Annotated in this window: 15 protein-coding genes; 5 read left to right on the plus strand and 10 right to left on the minus strand. The window is 72.9% G+C overall.

The genetic code is table 11. The features are described 5' to 3' along the window. Positions 1-23 precede the first annotated feature (23 nt). The 4 genes from HD597_RS36960 to HD597_RS36975 form a co-directional block, all read right to left on the minus strand. Positions 24-2,918, minus strand: coding sequence for a M36 family metallopeptidase (locus HD597_RS36960; RefSeq protein ID WP_253748366.1), 2,895 nt, complete (start codon positions 2,916-2,918; stop codon positions 24-26). 272 nt (positions 2,919-3,190) lie between these two features. Then, positions 3,191-4,141 carry an ARPP-1 family domain-containing protein gene (locus tag HD597_RS36965; RefSeq protein WP_253748368.1) on the minus strand — a complete coding sequence of 317 codons (951 nt, stop codon included), beginning with the start codon at positions 4,139-4,141 and terminating at the stop codon, positions 3,191-3,193. A gap of 22 nt (positions 4,142-4,163) precedes the next feature. After that, the gene (locus tag HD597_RS36970) at positions 4,164-5,492 is read right to left on the minus strand and encodes a vWA domain-containing protein (protein WP_253748370.1); all 1,329 of its coding nucleotides are present in this window, start codon (positions 5,490-5,492) and stop codon (positions 4,164-4,166) included. A 94-nt stretch (positions 5,493-5,586) separates the two neighbouring features. Beyond that, complete coding sequence (locus HD597_RS36975; RefSeq protein WP_253748372.1) at positions 5,587-6,162, minus strand: TetR/AcrR family transcriptional regulator; 576 nt, start codon at positions 6,160-6,162, stop codon at positions 5,587-5,589. Positions 6,163-6,255: 93 nt separating this feature from the next. Between HD597_RS36975 and HD597_RS36980 the strand changes: the two genes are divergently transcribed. Then, the gene (locus tag HD597_RS36980; protein ID WP_253748374.1) at positions 6,256-7,443 is read left to right on the plus strand and encodes an MFS transporter; all 1,188 of its coding nucleotides are present in this window, start codon (positions 6,256-6,258) and stop codon (positions 7,441-7,443) included. A 74-nt stretch (positions 7,444-7,517) separates the two neighbouring features. On the opposite strand, the gene HD597_RS36985 is transcribed toward HD597_RS36980, so the two are convergent. From HD597_RS36985 to HD597_RS36995, 4 genes are all read right to left on the minus strand, one after another. Then, positions 7,518-8,711, minus strand: a complete 1,194-nt coding sequence (locus HD597_RS36985; protein WP_253748376.1) for an endonuclease/exonuclease/phosphatase family protein — start codon at positions 8,709-8,711, stop codon at positions 7,518-7,520. An 82-nt stretch (positions 8,712-8,793) separates the two neighbouring features. Beyond that, positions 8,794-9,315: an NADPH-dependent FMN reductase gene (locus HD597_RS36990; RefSeq protein ID WP_253748378.1), complete on the minus strand. Its 522-nt coding sequence runs from the start codon at positions 9,313-9,315 to the stop codon at positions 8,794-8,796. After that, the gene (locus HD597_RS65025; RefSeq protein ID WP_276083116.1) at positions 9,312-9,446 is read right to left on the minus strand and encodes a hypothetical protein; all 135 of its coding nucleotides are present in this window, start codon (positions 9,444-9,446) and stop codon (positions 9,312-9,314) included. Before HD597_RS65025 ends, HD597_RS36990 begins: the two co-directional genes overlap by 4 nt. Position 9,447: 1 nt before the next feature. Then, entirely contained in the window at positions 9,448-10,197 is a 750-nt protein-coding gene (locus HD597_RS36995; protein WP_253748380.1) for an ABC transporter ATP-binding protein, read from the minus strand. A 114-nt stretch (positions 10,198-10,311) separates the two neighbouring features. Between HD597_RS36995 and HD597_RS37000 the strand changes: the two genes are divergently transcribed. Then, a complete protein-coding gene (locus tag HD597_RS37000; RefSeq protein ID WP_253748382.1) occupies positions 10,312-10,641 on the plus strand; it encodes a putative quinol monooxygenase in 330 nt (109 codons plus the stop codon). A gap of 10 nt (positions 10,642-10,651) precedes the next feature. Here the strand turns inward: HD597_RS37000 and HD597_RS37005 are convergent, their stop codons facing one another. Beyond that, a complete protein-coding gene (locus HD597_RS37005) occupies positions 10,652-13,528 on the minus strand; it encodes a beta-galactosidase (RefSeq protein ID WP_253748384.1) in 2,877 nt (958 codons plus the stop codon). Positions 13,529-13,597: 69 nt separating this feature from the next. Then, entirely contained in the window at positions 13,598-14,620 is a 1,023-nt protein-coding gene (locus HD597_RS37010; RefSeq protein ID WP_253748386.1) for a BtrH N-terminal domain-containing protein, read from the minus strand. 340 nt (positions 14,621-14,960) lie between these two features. Here HD597_RS37010 and HD597_RS37015 point away from each other — a divergent pair, with 340 nt between their 5' ends. From HD597_RS37015 to HD597_RS37025, 3 genes are read left to right on the plus strand one after another with little or no spacing between them, the layout of a single operon-like run. Continuing rightward, on the plus strand, positions 14,961-16,196 hold the full coding sequence (locus HD597_RS37015; protein ID WP_253748388.1) for an ROK family transcriptional regulator: 1,236 nt from the start codon (positions 14,961-14,963) through the stop codon (positions 16,194-16,196). Next, the gene (locus HD597_RS37020) at positions 16,193-17,002 is read left to right on the plus strand and encodes an ABC transporter permease (RefSeq protein ID WP_253748390.1); all 810 of its coding nucleotides are present in this window, start codon (positions 16,193-16,195) and stop codon (positions 17,000-17,002) included. Before HD597_RS37015 ends, HD597_RS37020 begins: the two co-directional genes overlap by 4 nt. Next, positions 16,999-17,778 (plus strand): ABC transporter ATP-binding protein, encoded by a 780-nt coding sequence (locus tag HD597_RS37025; protein ID WP_253748391.1) that lies wholly within the window; start codon positions 16,999-17,001, stop codon positions 17,776-17,778. Before HD597_RS37020 ends, HD597_RS37025 begins: the two co-directional genes overlap by 4 nt. Positions 17,779-17,793: the final 15 nt, after the last annotated feature.

Consider the following 17,793-nt stretch of genomic DNA (forward strand, 5'->3'; position numbering starts at 1 on the left):
GCCCTCAGGGGAGCGTCATCGCATCAGCGGGAGAACGCCTGGAACTCCGCCGCCCTGACGTGCTCCCTGGCCGCGCTGGCCGTGGCGCAGTCCGTCGCCGAGTTCGGATCGTTGTCCTGCTCGCCGGCGTACAGCGGGTTGCCCGTGCACTGCGTGGTGAGCGCCCGCAACATCAGGTGCGTCGCGCTCGTGCTCCGCACGTCGAACGACTTGATGAGCATGTCCGCGCCACGCGGACGGGGCAGCGTGGTGTCGAACGCGTCGGCCTTGCTGGTGTAGATCTTCGTGAAGCTCGCCGGGTCGGCGCAGTTCGCGCTGCAGGCCAGCACCTCGAAGGAACGCAGGCTGGAGAAGCGGTTCTGCGTGCCCGGGTCCGCCGGGTCGGTGCCGGGCCGCAGCATGGCGCTGACCTGCACCCTGCGGATCCTGACCGGCTCGTCGCCCGCCAGGTCCACGACGACCGACTTGCCGGCGGGGGCGCCGGTGCGGGAGGCCCAGTTCGTGGCCTCGGTCTCGTCGATCAGCAGGGCCTGGTTGACGCCGTCGCCCGTCGCGCTCGCCCCGCTCGCCGCCGAGGCGTGGTTGCGGGACAGGGCCAGCGGGAGCGGCAGGGTGACGCCGGGCAGGACCGCGTACTTCAGCCGCTTGTGGCCGAAGCCCGCGCCCGCGACGACGAAGTCGTACAGGCCGGGCGTCATCTCGACCGTGTCGCCGAGCTCGGTCGCCGGGTCGGTGTCCGCGACCGGGACGACGCGGCCCTCGTAGTCGCCCACGTACAGCCGCAGCGCCGCGCCCTTCGCCTCGCCCAGCGGCCTGAGCTGCAGGGAGCCGTTCTTGCCCGCCGGGTTGACGAAGCTCGGCGTCGCGTCGGCGTCGTTCGGGCCGTTGCTGGCCGCGTTCGCGCCCAGGCCGTGCTCGGCGAAGGCGCGCCACATGATGTCCTGGTTCGCCCCGCCGAAGCGGATCGTGTCGGCCGCCAGCAGCGCGTCACGGTGATCGACGTAGTCGACGGCGCCGGTGGCCATCAGCAGCAGGGCGTCGAACGAGAGCTGCGCCCAGCGCCGGTTGCCCGGGCACTTGTCCACGGGGGTCCTGCCCTCCGCGCACGAGCGCTGCAGCCTGGCCGAGCCCTGGCCGTACCGCTTGACGAAGGCCGCCCGCACGTCGAACTGCGTGGCCGACCAGATCTCGCCGTCCGCGTGCACCTGCGTGCCGACGATGTCGTAGCCGAGGTTGCTGTAGTTGAGCGGCGACTTCGACATGTCGTAGTTCCTGATGCCGCGCGACTTGTCACCGGTGACGTAGCCGCCCGTCACGTACGGGGTGTCGCCCGCGGGGCGGTGGCCGTACTCGAAGAGCTGCTCCATGGAGAACAGGTCGGAGGTGCTCTCGTTCATGGCGCCGGCCTGGGCGCCGCTCCAGCCGGCGTTGGGCCCGCCGATCATGCGGCCGGAGATGGCGTGCGTGTACTCGTGGCCGATGACCGACATGTCGTAGTCGCCGTCCACGCAGGGCGCGTAGAACGACCCGGCGATCGGCTGCCACAGGTACATGTTGGTGATCGGCGCCGTCCCGTCGGGACCGGTGATCTGGTTGGCGTTGTCCCGCACGGTCAGGACCCGCGCCCCGGCCTGGGCGTTGCCCTGCTCGGGGTCGTTGCCGAGGCCGCCGCGCCCGCCGTTGTCGGCCTGCATGTTCCAGGCGGTCTCGGTGAAGCCGAGCCGGTAGGACCAGTCGTGCATGCGGTTGTGCATGGCGTTCAGGTTGGCGATGGCGGCTTCGAGGTCGCCCTCGCCCGGCTGGTCGAACACGGCCGGGTCGCACTTGGCCTCGTACCAGGTGTTCTTCCAGGGATAGACGTAGTTCCTGCTCGGCGTGAGCACGTTGGAGCGGGTGCCGACGGTGAACGGGTCGCCGCTGGCCCGGTTCTCGAAGGTCCTGGCCGCGTTGCCGAGGCTGGTGAACGTGGGCTCGTTCGTCGTGTGGTCGACGTCCCACGGCTTGCCGGTCGCCGGATCGCCGCCGGTCGCCTCGTCGCAGCCGGGGCCGGGCGCGTGGCACCAGGTCTGGCGGGTGTCCTTCGAGGAGTAGTCGCCGGGCGGGTTCGCCGGGAAGACGTCCCAGCGGGGGTTGTCCGGGTCCTGGTGGTGGTCGACGAGGTTCTCGCGGGTGATGACGGCGCCGCTGACCGCGTCCACGTGCGTGGTGAATCCCGCCTCGGCGCCCTGAGCCCCGCCGATCAGAACCACCTGGTACGCGCTGTGCACCCCGTCGGGCGCGGGCACCGCCACCGGCGTGGCCTGCTTGGTGAGCGCCGAGGCCAGGTCGATGCCGCCGTCCCTGGCCGCGATCTCCATGGCCTGCTGGGCGCTGATCCGCGCGGCGGGCGGCGCCTCGGTGCGGCGCGACAGGGACGAGGTGACGTGCCTGACCTGACCGCCGGACACGCCGATCGCGACGAGGCCGTCCACGCCGGCCGGCAGGTCGCCGAAGCGCTGCCGCAGCAGCACGGCGGCGCCCGCGCCGATCGGGTTGACCGCGACCGTCTCCAGCGCGTCCACGGCCTCGGCCGTCAGCCCGAAGACGGCCTCGTTGGCCTTGAGGTAGGCCCGCGCGGCCTGGAGGGGGTCACCGCCGAGGCCCTCGGCCAGCGGCTCGGCGCTGACGATGGAGGCCGGGGTGCCGAGAGCGTTCCAGCGGATCCTGCCGGTCTGGCCGGCCGAGCGCAGGTTGGCCGGGGGCTGCACCCGGCCCTGGCGGTTGTCCACATCCGGTCGTTCGGAGTGCTCCGCCTGGAAGTCGTGGATCTCGGGGGCCTGCCCGCCGGGTTCGCCGCGGGCGGCCCCGGCGAGGGGGAGGATCGACGCGGTGAGCGCCGTGACAATGAGCGTGCTGCGTAACCAGGACTTGGTCGACACGTTTTCCCTCCTGCGTGCCAGGGATGCGCAGGTTTCGCGCATCTCGCAAGAGGTAACACCGCACTCTAGACCTGACAAGATCTTGTAAAAACGGAAATATCAGCGTATAAGCGGCTGATAAGTGCGGGACAGGTGGCCGGCGCCTCGACGAACCAGAAGAGTCGTTATCAGCGACCATCCCTTATCTGGAATGAGGGTGTCGTCCGCCGCGCCCGGCGCAGTTCCCGCACTGATCATTCAACCGCCGCCCCGCGGGGGCGGCAACGGGTTTTCTATCGGCCGGCGAAGACGGAGGCGTAGATCGGCCGCCCGTGCTCGGTGACCACCTGCCCCGCCAGCCCGTCGCCGGTCAGCGTGGACAGCCGCAGGTCGAGGTAGCGCTCCTCCTCCACCAGCCGCACGTCGCCGCCCGGCGCGGGCAGCCAGGAAGCCACCTCTGCCAGCCGCGCCGCCCGGTCGCGCGCCAGCTCGGCGCGCAGCCCGGCCAGGCTCCCCGCCTCGTACGGCTCCGCCGCCGCCCGCTCCGGCTCGGCGTGCCAGGCGGCCACGCCGTACGCGAAGCAGACCAGCGCCGTCCACACCTCGGCGAAGTACGCCGGGTCGGGCGCCAGCTCCAGCCCCGCGAACCGCTCACCGACGAAGAACAGCGCCCCGAGCTGCCCCGGCATGAGCTCCAGCCGGCTCTGGAACTGCGTCAGCACCGCCCGCTTGCGCGACAGGATCTGCTCCAGGTGCCCCCGCGAGGGCAGCCCGTACGCGCGGTTGAGCTCGCTGATGTCCGGCCAGAGCTTGGCGTAGTCGTGGCGGCCGCGCAGCCGCATGGCCTTGGCCCGCAGCTCCAGCGGCAGCACGAAGAACCACTGGTCGCGCCCCTCCAGGTAGCCGCCCTGACCCGCCTGCACGCAGCAGGCGTCGTCGAAGCGCCTGGTCTGCCCGGCGCCCAGCAGCGCCGAGGAGCACAGGGCGTGGTTCTGGGCGGCGTCCTGGATGTAGCCGATGTGCAGGGGCACGATCGCCACGCCCTCGCGGGCGCCGTTGGCCAGCTCCACCTGCCCGTAGCCGACGACCCGCTTGAGCTTCAGCCCGGAGCGGGGCGGCACGATGCCGGGGCGGACGGGGCCGTAGACGGGCACCATCGTCAGCGCTCCCGCGCGCTGCGGGGTGCCCGCGCGATGGCCGCCCAGGTCGAGCGGCGCGGGCAGGATCGTGGTCAGGCTGGTCATCACCGTCCTCCTTCCAGCCGGGTCAGCATCGTCGTGCCTCCAGCCGGGTCAGCATCGTCGTTCGGATCCACTCGGCGCCGGCGCCGCAGTGGGCGAACGCCCAGGGCAGCAGCGCGGCGAGGTCGTCCTGGTGCCAGAACGGCCGGTGCGGCAGGCCCGGCGCGGGGTCGCGCAGGGTCAGGTCGTCGCCCCTGGTGAAGGCCGCCAGGCACAGCACCACGGGCGTCGTGACGCCGGCGCGCGGCAGCGTGGCCGCCACCCTCGCCAGGTCGCCCGGCAGGTGGTTCTCGTAGCCGTCGGTGACGACCATCACCAGGTCGGGACCGGTGCCGAGTGCGTCGAGCAGGGCGCCCGCCAGGTCGGCCGAGCCGGCGGGGGCCTGCGCCGTGCCGCCGGTCTCGATGACCGTGAGCCGCTCGCAGACCTCGGACAGCACCAGCCGCAGCGCCATGGCCTGCGACATGACCGCCCACTCGCGGTCGCCGTACCCGCGCATGGAGCCGGAGGCGTCCAGCACCAGTGCCACGTTCGCGGCCAGGCGCGGCAGGCCGCGCGTCGCCCGCGCCACGTACCGCGCCAGGGCGGGGCGCAGCTCGGCGGCCGGTCCGCCCCGGTACAGGTGCACCAGCGTCGCGGCGATGTCGCCCCGGTTGGTGGGGGTGACGATCGGCGGCTGCTCGGTGACCGGGTCGAGCGGCGCAGGCGGCTCCTGCGGGGCGAGCGCACCGTACGTGCCGGGGCCGTACAGCGCGCGCAGCCGCGTGATCGCCACCGCCGGGTCCTGGGTGAACCGCAGCAGACTCCTGCGCAGGTACGCCGAACCGGCGTCGCTCCCGGCGGCCGGCGGCGCGGGCTTGTCCGCGACTCCCTCGGAGACCAGCCGGGCGCAGGCGCGCGCGGTCGCCTTGCCGAGCGCGTGCTCCAAGCAGTCGGCCAGCGCCGGGCGGCGTGCCTCGATGAGCGCTGCGGCGTCCGGGTGCTCCAGCACGAAGGCGACGATCGCCCTGGTCGTGTGCTTGTGGTTGGCGCGCAGGCGCCGCAGCGCGAGCAGCGCCGTGATGGCGTACGCGGGCGGCAGGCCGAACATCAGCGCCCTGGTCACCTTGGCCAGGGTGGCGCGGGTGGCCTCGCCGAGGCCGTCCTGGGACGCGGCGAGCGTCTCCAGCAGCACCCGGGCGCGCTGCCATGGGAGCGCACCGGGCACCAGCGCGAGCAGCGCGTATCCCTCGGGGTCGCTCAGCCGGGCACTCCGGTGGAGCTCCGCGTCGTCCCAGACCGGCTCGCCGCCCCTGGAGAGCTCCAGCGGGACGTCATGAGTCCGGAAATGCGTGAGAAGAGCTGGGGTGTCCACGGAATTCGAGTTTAAGAATGCCTCTCCGGAAATGACACCGATTTTTTGACCGGCTCAGCGCATTTCCCTTTCCCGATTCCCTGTCAAATGCATTTCACGGGGCGCCGAGCATCCGCACGGCGTAGTCGATGGTGGCGGCCAGCCGCTCCGGGTGATGACCGGCGCGTTCGCGCACGCGCAGGCCGAGCACGGTGGTGAAGAGCAGGTCCACGGCGGCGTCGAGGTCGAGATCCGGCGGGAGCTCGCCGGTGTCGCGGCCGCGGCGCAGCAACGATTCGAGGGCTTTCCTGGTGACCTCGAAGGCGGCCTCGGTCCGCCGCCGCACCTCCGGGTCGGCGGCGCCGAGCTCGGTGGCGGTGTTGACCACCAGGCAGCCGCGGCCGGTCTCCTCGCCGGCCATGCAGGTCAGCCAGTCGCGCAGCACCTCGCGGACGGGGCCCGGCCGCTCCAGCAGCTCTTCGGCCTGGGACGACTCGGTGGCCCGGTAGCGGTCGAGAGCACGCAGGAACAGCCCGCGCTTGTCATGGAAGGCGCGATAGAGGCTGCTCTGCTTGAGCTCCAGCTCGGCGCCCAGCTCGCGGACGCCGGTCGCGGTGTAACCGCGCCGCCAGAACAGCTCGGTCGCCCTGGCCACCACGTCCTGCTCGTCGAACTCTCTCGGTCGCGCCATGCCTGCACCCTACCCCAGTTGTGGAGCGATCGCTCCCATACTAGGGTGGGCCGCCATACGGGAGCGATCGCTCCACAATTCTGAGGAGATCTCATGACGACGACTTCCGCGGCGGAACAGCGCGCGCCGGCGAGGAGCCACTGGCCGGCGGTGATCACGGTGACCGTGGCGACGTTCCTGGTGGTGACCGCCGAGCAACTGCCGATCGGGCTGCTGACGTCCGTCGGCTCCGCGCTGTCGGTGTCGGAGGGCACCGCCGGGCTGATGGTGACGCTGCCCAGCCTCGTCGCGGCCGTCGCGGCGCCGGTGGTCCCCGTGCTGGTCGGGCGGATGGACCGGCGGCTGCTGCTGATCGGGCTGGTCGCGGTGACCGCGCTCGCGGGGCTGGCCTCCGCCCTCGCGCCGAGCTACCCGCTGCTGCTCGCCGCCCGCGCGGTGGTCGGCGTGGCGATCGGCGGCTTCTGGGCCGTCGCCGGCGGGCTGGCCGTCCGGCTGGTGCCCGCGGCGCACGTGCCGCGGGCCACGGCGGTCATCTTCGGCGGCGTCGGGGCCGCGAACGTCTTCGGCGTGCCGATCGGCGCCGTGATCGGCGAGCTTGCCGGGTGGCGGGTGGCGTTCGGCGCGCTCGGCGGGCTGGGGCTCGTGGCGCTGGCCGCCCTGCTCGCCGTGCTGCCTCCGCTGACGGCCGAGCGGCCGGTCGCGCTCCGGCACCTCGCCGAGCAGCTCCGCAATCCGGGAGTGCGGGCCGGGGTGGTGGCGACGTTCCTCATCGTGCTCGGCCACTTCGCCGCCTACACCTACGTCAGCCCGGTGCTGCAGGACCTGTCGGGCATCGGCGCGCAGCTCGTCGGGCCGCTCCTGTTCGGCTTCGGGCTCGCGGGGATCGCGGGCAACTTCGCGGCCGGCGTCGCGGTGGCGCGCCGACCGCACCGGACGGTGCTCGTCATCGTCACCGCCCTGGCGCTGACCGTGCTGCTCTTTCCCCTGGCGGGCACCGGGGCCGCCGGGGGGATCGTGCTGCTGGGCGTGTGGGGGCTGGCGTTCGGCGGGGTCTCGGTGAGCCTGCAGACGTGGATGATCAAGGCGGCGCCGCAGGCGGTCGAGGCGGCCTCCGCGCTGTGGGTGGCGGTGTTCAACCTCGCGATCGGGCTCGGCTCGCTGGCCGGGGGCGTGATCGTGAACGCCGTCGCGCTCCGGGGCGACCTGTGGGCCGCGGGCGGCCTGCTCGCACTGGCCGGGGTGGCGGTGTGGAGCGCCCGCCGCACCCCCGGCCTACGGTGAGCGACCCGTGAAACGCCTGCCCGCGATGCCCTGCCGGGCCGGTGAATGCCCGCGATGCCCGGCCGGCTCGCCGGTCAGGGGGTCCTGACGTCCAGCCAGACCAGGCGGTGGTCGGAGCTCGGGAACGGGAAGACGCCGGTCAGCCGTGACAGCGGGTCGGCCGCCGGAGGCCAGAACACGCCACCGCCCACGGTCCTCAGCCGCCTGGCCGGCAGCACGTAGTCGGCGCGCAGGTTGCCGGGCGCGGTGTCGGCGAAGTCGGCCGTGTCGTGCTTCGGGTCGCCGGTGTGCGTGGCGTTCGCGCCGCCCTGCAGCGCCGCCGCCTCGGCCGCGCCCGCGCTCGACGGGGCGTTCCCGCCGTCGATCCGCGGGTGGTCGAGGAGCTGGTGGATGGCGCCCTGGTAGCTGTCGCCGTCGTTCGGGTCGGCGTTCTGGTCGCCGGCGATCACGAAGGCCGCCCCGGCGTCGAGCCCGCCGCGCCTGCCCCGGTCGTCGTAGAGGTAGCCGCCCCCGCCCGGCCGGGTGTAGTCGGCCCAGAGCCTGATCTCGTCGTGGTTGCGGCGGCCGTTGCGGTCCTCGGCGCCGTCGAACGTGGGCGGCGTCGGATGGCTGACCAGGAAGTGCACGGTACGGTGCCCGACGCGTACGGGCACGTCCCAGTGGCTCTTGGAGGACAGGCGCAGCACCCGCTGCTCCTCGGCCGAGTACCAGCCGGCGGGCATCGCGTTGCCCGGCATGTCCTTCCACAGGAAGTTCTGGAACGTGCGCACCCCGCGCATGTCGATCGGGTACTTCGAGTAGACGACCATGCCGTACTGGCCGGGGAAGGCGCCGAACCCGAGCGCGTCGTCGCCGTAGCCGGCGGCGCCGGGCGTGCTCACCACGGCGCCGTCGTTGTTGAGGTCGAAGCCCGAGGCGACGCCGGTGTTGCTGGGGGCGGTGTAGCGGTACCGGTAGGTGATCGGCCGCGCGCCGCCCTGCCCGACCGACAGGTAGTTGTCCTGGAAGAGGCGGGCCGCCCGGCCCGCGGCGTCGTGGTCGAACTCGTTGATGAGCAGCACGTCCGGGCGGTTGCGCTGGACGATCTCGGCGATGACCTGGGCCTGGGTGTTGCCAGGGGTGGACAGGTCGCTCACGAGCTGCCCCTCGGCGGCCCGGTTGAGCGAGGCGTTGAAGGTGGCGAACCTGACCCGGCTCGTGGCGTCGGCGGGCAGCGGGGCGAGGATCGCCGCCGCCACCACGGCGGACAGGGCAAAGCGGAAGAACATCGCGTCTCCCCTCGGATGGACCTGGGCCGGATCATGGCATCCCGAAGGGTGACGCACCACTACATCCGGGTGAAGTTTTCCCTCAGCCCGGCACCGCGTCGTCGAGCGCGGCCGTCGCCTGCGGCGCCACCCTGGCGGCCCAGGCCGCGACGACCTCCTCCAGGCGCGGCAGGTCGGACTCCAGCACCGCCAGGCCCGGCGTGGGCACGGTGGCACCCAGCTCGACCAGCAGCGGGCGCAGGTGCACCTCGACCGCCAGCGCGTGCTTGGCGTCCCCCATCACCAGCAGCGGCAGCGCCGCCCTGCCGGCCAGCGCCTGCGGCGGCAGCCGGTCGAGGAAGGCCTTGAGCAGGCCCGTGTAGGTGCCCTTGTAGGTGGGGCTGGCCACCACCAGCACGCTCGCCTCCGTCACCAGCTCCAGCGCCACCTCCACGCCGGCGGACGCGCCGGGCGCCAGGAGGTGCGGACCGAGCGCCGCCAGGTCCACCACCTCGTGCGACTCCGTTCCGTTCAGCCTCCGCCCGATCGCGCGGGCCGCCTCGACGGCCACGGTCAGCGTTCTGGAGCCCTCGCGCGGGTTGCCCACCAGCGCGACGACACTCATCGGGCCACTCCCAGCTCGCCACGCACCCAGCGCTCCTCCGTCCGCTCGTCCGGCACCCAGTCCTCCTCCGCCTCGTCGTCGGGCAGGTCGTACCAGTGGATGTCACCTTCGTACTCGCGCAGCCCAGCCATCTCAGGCCGCCACCTTCCGTCCCCGCGCCGGCGCGATCTCCTCGCGCAGCAGCCGTCCCACGTGCCTGCGCGCGCTCCCCGTGCGGGAGCACACGTCCACGACTTCCCTGATCCGCCCCGGCCCCGAGGTCATCACGGCGACCCGCCGCCCCACCCGGACGGCCTCCTCGACGTCGTGCGTGACGAGGAGAACGGTTCTGCCGGTGCGTTCCCAGACCCGTACGAGCTCATCCCCCACCCATTCGCGAGTCCCCCGATCCAGCCCCGCGAACGGCTCGTCCAGCAGCAGCACCCCCGGCTCGAAGGCGAGGCTGCGGGCCAGCGCCACGAGCTCCCGCCTGCCGCCGGACAGCTCGTGCGGGTAGCACTCCTCGTACCCCGACATCCCCACGATCGACAGCAGCTCACGCGCCCGCTCCCGCCTGGCCCCGGGCCTGCCCTCCAGCCCGAACGCCACGTTGCCGAGCGCGGTGCGCCACGGGAACAGGGTGTACTGCTGGACGACCACGCCCCGGTCCAGCGCGGGGCCGGCGACAGGGGCGCCGCCGATGCGGATCTCGCCGCGGGTCGGCTCGGTGAGGCCGGCGATGAGGGCGAAGAGCGTGGACTTGCCGCAGCCGCTGGGGCCGACGAGCGTGAGCAGCTCGCCCGGGCGCACGTCGAGGCTCAGGCCGGACAGCGCGGTGAACGGCTCGTCGCCGTGGAACGTCTTGGTCACGTCCCTGATGCTGAGATGCGGGCCCTGGCTCATGCGTACGAAGGTACGAGCCCCGGGGCCATAAGTCAACATTTCCTACATGATAACTAGAGAATTGGCCGATAGTCTCGACCCGTAGCGCCGCCGACCAGCCAAGGAGCGTTTCAGATGATCTTCATCACCGCGAAGTTCCGCGTCCTGCCCGAGCACGCCGACCGCTTCCCGGAGATCACCGCCGCCTTCACCGCGGCCACCCGCGCCGAGCCGGGCTGCCTGTGGTTCGACTGGTCCCGCAGCCTCGACGACCCGAACGAGTACGTCCTGGTCGAGGCGTTCAGGGACGGCGAGGCGGGCGGGGCCCACGTGCAGTCGGCCCACTTCAAGCAGGCCCAGCAGGAGCTGCCGCCCTACCTCGCCGAGACGCCCCGCATCGTCAACACGACCATCGACCAGGACGACTGGTCCGAGCTCGGCGAGATGGCCGTGCCGAAGGGCTGACCCGCCCGGCTCAGGGCCCGCCGCGCACGTTGCCGTAGGCGAACAGGCTGAGCGGGCCCGGCCCGGCCACCGGCTGCTCGGCGGTCACGGCCAGGGCCAGCGTGTTGTTCCCGTGCTCGTCCAGCAGGCCGGCCGGCAGCGCGAACTCGCGCTGGGGGCCGATGTCGCCGCCGTACTGGCCGACGTTCCAGCCGTTGAGGAAGACCAGCACCCGGAACGCGGGCGACGGGTCGCCGCCGAAGCGCAGCCCGACCGGGACGTCCTGGCCCTGGGGCAGGTCCAGCCGGAACGAGGTGCGGAACCAGGTGACGCCCGGGGTCAGCGGGGTCGCCGGGGCGGCCTCCTTCCACGATTTGTCTTGATACTTCGGAAGATGCCAGCCGGTGCGCTCCCCGTACAGGCCGCCGGTGCTGAGCGGGCCGCGCAGCCTGTCGGCCCCGGCAGTGCCCTGGATCCTCCAGGCGACGGGAGTGCCGCCGACGGACGCGGCGACCAGGCCGCGCGGCTGCTTGAAGCGCAGGTCGTCGGCGATCCAGTCGTCGTTGTGGCCCATGTTGGCGACGAGCACGGCGATCACGTTGCCGGCGCCCGGCCTGAGCAGGCCCGCGGGGATGTCGAAGCGGCCGGGGCCCGGGTCGGGGTTCGGCGGGGTCCACTGGTCGCCCGAGTCCGCCTGCACGCCGCCGGCCGCCGAGCCCAGGTAGCGGCCGTTCAGCCAGACGAGGTAGTTGCCGCGGCGGCCGGTGATCGCGTTCAGGTCGATCCTGGTCTCGGCGCCGGTGGCGGTGAAGTGGCCGCGGTACCAGACGTTGCCGTAGTGGAAGCCGTAGTCGTCGGCGTACAGGACGGGCAGGGTCTTCGGCGGGTGCGGGCTGTTCGTGGTGGTGTGGTCGGCGGCCGTCCAGCGGGAGTCGTCGAAGCCGGGCGCGGCCTCGGGGGCCTCGGGGCGGGTGCGCCAGCCTGCGAGCTCGGGCAGCTTCGCCGCGGCCGGGGCCCGGGTGACGCCCAGGAGTGAGCCGCTCGCCGTACGCGTGACCCGCACGTCATCGTGACCGGCGTCCTGGCCGCCGCCCTGGCTCGCCGCCGCGCCGAGGCCGATCTCGACGCGCCTGGCCGGCGGCGGTGCGAACACCTCCACCTCCCCCGCCACCGTGTCCGCCGCCAGCCGCACCACGTCCCCCCGCAGCGTGGCCGAGCGGAGCAGCTCCGTGCCGCGCACCAGCACCGGCCCGGCCGCCGTCGAGGCCCGCCAGAAGCGCGCCGTCTCCTCGTCGGCGCCGATGAGCAGCAGCAGCGGCCGCCTCCCGCCGCCCGTGACCAGCACCCGCGCCAGCCCGTCGTGCGCGTAGTCGAGCCGCAGGTCACCCCCGCTGTACGCGGCCCGCACCGCCCCTTCGAGCACCTTGACGGACGGCTGCGACGAGTACCGCAGCACGGTGGCGCCCGGCGAGCCGGCGGTGCCGTACAGGACCGCCACGTCGCGCCCGCCGATGGCCGCGTGGGTCATGATCTCGGAGGTGGAGACGGCCAGCCGCTGCCCGCCCAGGTCGTACCCGGCGACGAGCACGTGCGCGTCGCGCCCCTTGACCTGGACCGGCACCTGGTACCGCCCGTCGGGGGCGGCCCAGTCGAGGGTGGCGGAGTCGGCGCCGGTGGCGGCCCTGTCGGCGTGCCCGACGAGGACGAACTGGGTGCCGGTGTCGGGGTTCGCGCGGGCGGCGGTGGTCAGGGCGGCGTTGTCCGGGATGGCAGGCGAGGTGCGGGCGTCGGTCTTGGCCAGGGGGGCGACCGCCTCCAGGAAGTACCCCTGGCGCTTGAACTCGTCGTACTTGGGCGTCAGCCGCCGGGCCTCGGTGATGGGGGCGCCGTAGTCGTAGGAGGTGTAGACGTCGTTGGGCTGGGCGAGCCAGCCCCAGTTCGTGCCGCCGTAGCCCATGTAGTACGAGAACATCGTGGCGCCGGTCTGGATGAGGTTGTTCTTGTAGAAGAACTTCATGAAGGCCGGCCCGGTGAGCTCGCGGCACCTGTCGTACCCGGCGTCGCCCACGTCGATGGCTCCGGCCTGGTACTCGGCGGCGAAGACGGGGATGTCGTCGCGCAGCTTCTCGGTCAGGCCCTCGCCCCAGGGCCCCCACAGCCCGGGGTTCGCGCACTCGAAGGACTGCGGGTAGTCGTCCACGCCGGGGATCTGCACGGCGCCGGGCCCGGTCGCCCAGGTCGAGCTCCAGCTTCCGGCGTCGCAGCAGTCGTTGGTGGTGATCGGCACGGTGATGCCGCCGGCCCTGGCCTGGTCCTGGATGTCCTGCATGTAGGCGGCGTCGGTGTTGACCTGGTACTCGTTCTCGGCGTTGTAGAGGATCACCGGCCCGCCGTCCGTGACCTGGTGGCGGGCGATGATCGGGTTGATCCGGTGCAGCCACTCGCGGTAGGCCTCCCGGTAGCCGGGCTCGAAGCTGCGGCCCCGGCCCGGCACCGTCTTCAGCCAGGCCGGGAAGCCGCCGCCGGTGCTCTCGGCGTTGATGTACGGCCCCGGCCGCGCGATCACGTACAGGCCGGCCTCGCGGGCGGTGCGCAGCAGCCGGTCCACGTCGCGCACGCCGGTGAAGTCGTACACGCCGGGCGCCGGCGAGTGGTACGCCCAGGAGAAGTACAGCGAGACGGCGTTGAATCCGGCCGCCCTGAACTTCTCCAGCACGTCCCGCCACAACTCCTGGCTGGGCAGCCGGAAGTAGTGGAACTCGGCCGACTGGAGCACGATCCGGCGCCCGTCGACCATCAGCGAGTACTGGTCGTAGGTGACCTCGCGCGCGGTGCCCGCCCGCGCGGGAGCGACGATGGTCGCGCAGGTCAGGAGCAGGGCCAGGAGCACCGAGAGCAAGCGCCTCATGGTCGCCTTCCAGGGGGTGGGCTCGGAACGGCACGCGCCCCTTTAATTTGGCGATCATCCAAACAAAAGTCAAACAATCCCGGCGAGCGCCCCCGTCGCCCGTTCCTCCAGCCGCACGGCCTCCGCGACGAGCGCGGCCACCTCCGCCAGCGGCTCCCGCGCGGACGCGGCGGCGGCCACCCGCGACCACTGCCGGCCGCACTCGCGGTAGCGCGCCGCCGCCTCGGCGTGCCCGGCCTCGGCCAGGAAGCCGGCGTAGAGCGGCCGGGTGGCCCCGGGCGCGGTGTAGTCGACCTCCAGGCACTCGGCCAGGCGGTCGAGCGCCGGCCCGAGGTCGGCGAACCGGCGGGTCCAGCCCTGCCTGCCGGTGGTGTCGGCGAGCTGGGCGGCCAGCTTGCGCATGCCGGACAGCCCGAAGTTGACGTCGAAGTTGTTGCCCAGCACCGGCCCGGTCAGCTTGGCGGCGGTGTCCTTGATCGCCCCGCGCACGTCGGGCTCGCCTCCGGCGGGGCCGGTGACCTCGATGAGCAGGTGCCTGGCCTTGGGGATCGCCGACCAGGCCGTCATGAAGGCGGCCAGCGGCAGCTCGCCGGGGCCGTCGTCGCGCACGCGTACGGTGTCGCCGGACAGGCCCGTCACGGCCACGTCCACGGGGTCGGGGAACGGCAGCGTCTCCCGCCAGGGCAGCAGGTGGCGGCCGACCCGGCAGATCGGGGTGCGCCCCGCGTCGAGCGCGGCCCGCAGGTTGCGCTCGGCGACCCTGGGCGAGCCCGTCCGCCGGATCTCGTGCGGGACGCCGGCCCGGGAGAGCGCGAGCGGGATCATCGGCTCGGGATGGGCCTGGGCGACGACGGTCAGCATGGGCGGGTGGCCGGCGTACTCGAACACGAAGTACATGAACCCGATGCCGCCGCCCAGCCCGAGCAGCATGGCCTCGGACAGGCCGCCGCCCAGCACGTCGCGCAGCAACGCCGACTCGTGGTGGTGGCGGGGGGCGCGGCCGGCCACGTGGCGCAGCGCGGTGGTGTAGGACTCGCCGGTCCTGGCCATGCGCTCGCGTACGCGGCGCTTGAGGTGCTTGTGATCGGTCATGGCGGTGCTCCCTGACGCGGCCCCGTGCGCCGGCCCCACGCTCCCGCACGCACGGCTCGCCGTGGAAAGGAAGAACCGGCACGATCGAGTCGTCGCCCCGAGGACATCGATCCCCTCTGCCTCCGCGTCGCCGCACGGCGTGGGTGTGCGGTCAGGAGGTCGGGCGCGGGACGGCGCCGGTCACCGAAGCCTACTACCAGCACCCCGTTACGCGAACGTTACGAGTGGCGCGAATCCCCCAGTACGCCTATTCTCGCAGCTCACAGCACCGATATCGGGGTGGCTAAGTTTTTTTCCGGGTTATTGACGAAAAACACCGGGCGTCGGCAGACTCTGCGTCATGTCACAACCCCGTGGCCCCCTGTCACAACTCCGGCGCGGGCACGAAGAGCTCGTGCTTGGCCTGCTGCGCAAGCACGGCCCGCTCAGCCGGGGCGAGCTGGGCAAGCGTTGCGGGTTGTCCCGGACGACCCTCTACGACATCCTCGCCGAGCTCGTCACCTCCGGCGCCGTGGTCACCGCCACCTCCCAGGACGCCCCGCGCGGCCGCGGCAGGCCGGCCGAGACGCTGACCCTCAACCCCGACGCCGGCCAGGCCATCGGCATCGACTTCGCCCGACGCGCGCTGCACGTCGCGGCCGTCAACCTGGCGCACGAGGTCGTCGGCTCGGCCAGCGAGCCGCACGACGCCGACCTGCCGTGGGAGCAGCGGGTCGAGCTGGCCGCGCGGCTCGTCGGCTCGCTCACCGGCACCGGCGGCGGCACCGGCACGGGCGGCGGCGCGCTGCGGCTGGGCGCGCTCGACGCGATCGGCGTCGGCGTGGTCGGTGTCGTGGGCTCGCAGGCCGCGGAGGAGGACGAGTCCGCGCCGCACCCCGCGCAGGTGCTGCTGCGCGAGCGGTTCGGCGTCCCGGTGCTGCTGGACAACAACACCCGGCTGGCCGCGCTGGGCGAGGCCATCTGGGGCGCCGCCGCCGGCGGGCAGGACGTGCTGTACCTGCGCCTGTCCCACGGTGTCGGTGGCGGGCTGGTGGTCGGCGGGTCGCTGCACCGCGGCGCGTACGGGCTGTCCGGCGAGTTCGGCCACATCACGGTCGAGCCCGGCGGCGCCCCCTGCGACTGCGGCGGCACCGGCTGCCTGGAGACCGTCGCCTCGATAAGAGCCGTGCTGGACGCCTTCCGCGCCGCCGGCGGCCGGGCCGCGGACGTGCCCGAGCTGGTCAAGGCCGTCCGGGCGGGCGACCGGGCCGCCCTCACCCTGCTGGACGGCGTCGGCGCCAGGATCGGCGAGGTGCTGGCGGCCCTGTGCAACGCCATCGGCCCGAGCGTGATCGTGATCGGCGGCGAGCTGGCCGAGACGGGCGGCGCGCTGGTCGAGCCCATCGAGCGGGCGCTGCACGACCACGTCATGCCGGTCTCCCGGCACCGGGTGAGCCTGCGCCGCGCCACGCTCGGCGAGGTCGCCGGCGCCCTCGGCGGCATCGCCCTGGTGCTGCACGAATCCCCCCTGCTTTCCCGCTATCCGGCCGGCCCGGATCTCGCGGAGGACCCGATCCCCGACAAGGAGTCCCGATGACCCAGCTCACCGCGCTGGGCAAGTCGCCGGCGGCGCAGACCGCCCGGCGCGCGCCCAGGCGCTCGCGGCGCGCCATCGTTCTCAACCTGGTCGCCGTCGTCATCGGCCTGGTCGTGTGGACGCTGCTGGCCACCCTCGGCGTGCAGGGCCTGCCCGGGCCGCTCGAGGTGGCCGCCAAGGCGGGCGAGCTGATCGCCGACGGCACCCTGTTCACCGACGCGCTGGCCAGCCTGCGCAGGGTGCTCATCGGCTTCCTGCTCGGCACGCTGCTGGCCATCCCGGTCGGCTTCCTGATGGGCTGGTACGCCACCGCGCGCGGCCTGCTGGAGCCGTACGTGCAGTTCTTCCGCACCATCCCCCCGCTGGCGATCATCCCGCTGGCCATCGTGCTCATGGGCATCGGCGAGGTGCCGAAGGTCTTCGTGATCTTCCTGGCGTCGTTCCTGTCCAGCGTCGTCTCGACGTTCCAGGGCGTGGTGGACGTGGACAGGACCCTGATCAACGCCGCCCGCGTGCTCGGCGCCTCCGACCGCACCATCTTCCTCAAGGTCGTGGTGCCGGCCTCCACGCCGTTCATCCTGGTCGGCATGCGGGTCGGGCTCGGCTCGGCGTGGGGCACGCTGGTCGCCGCCGAGCTGATCGCCGCGCAGGAGGGCCTGGGCTTCCGGATGCAGCAGGCCCAGCTCTACTACGACCTGTCCACGATCTTCGTGGGCCTGATCGCCATCGGCGTGCTCGGCCTGCTGATGGACCGCCTGCTGCTGCTCGCCGAGCGCCGCCTCACCAACTGGCAGGAGCGCCGATGAACGCCAAGATCTCCTTCAGGGACATCGTCAAGACCTACCCGCTGAAGGACGACACCTTCACCGCCCTGGACCATGTGTCGCTGGACATCGCCGACCGCGAGTTCGTCACCGTCGTGGGCCCCTCGGGCTGCGGCAAGAGCACGCTGATGAGCATGGCCGCCGGCCTGGTCGAGCCCACCTCGGGCGAGGTGCTCGTGGACGGCGCGCCCGTCGGCGGCCCCGGACCCGACCGCGGCGTGATCTTCCAGCAGTACGCGTTGTTCCCCTGGCTGACCGTGCGCAGGAACGTCGAGTTCGGGCTCAGGCTCATGGAGCTGCCCGCCGAGGAGCGCAGGCAGCGGGCCCAGCGGGCGATCGAGCTGGTCGGGCTGGCCGACTTCGCCGACGCGCTGCCCAAGATGTTGTCCGGCGGCATGAAGCAGCGCTGCGCCATCGCCCGTGCCTACGCGGTCGATCCTCAGGTCCTGCTCATGGACGAGCCGTTCGGCGCGCTCGACGCGCTGACCCGGGTGCAGCTCCAGGACCAGCTCCTGCACACCTGGAGCCAGGAGCAGCGCACGGTCATGTTCATCACGCACGACGTGGACGAGGCCGTCTACCTCGCCCGGCGCGTGATCGTGATGGCCGCCAGGCCCGGCCGCCTCCACAAGATCATCGACGTCGACCTGCCGTACCCGAGGACCGAGGAGATGCGGCTGTCGCCCGAGTTCGGGCGCATCCGCAACGAGGTCTGGCACGCCGTCTACCACCAGGCTCCGGCCGTAACCGCGGCCTAGCAACCAACCCCCCCG

It is taken from the genome of Nonomuraea thailandensis (assembly GCF_024172165.1).
In the GTDB taxonomy this organism is placed as follows: Bacteria; Actinomycetota; Actinomycetes; order Streptosporangiales; family Streptosporangiaceae; genus Nonomuraea; species Nonomuraea thailandensis.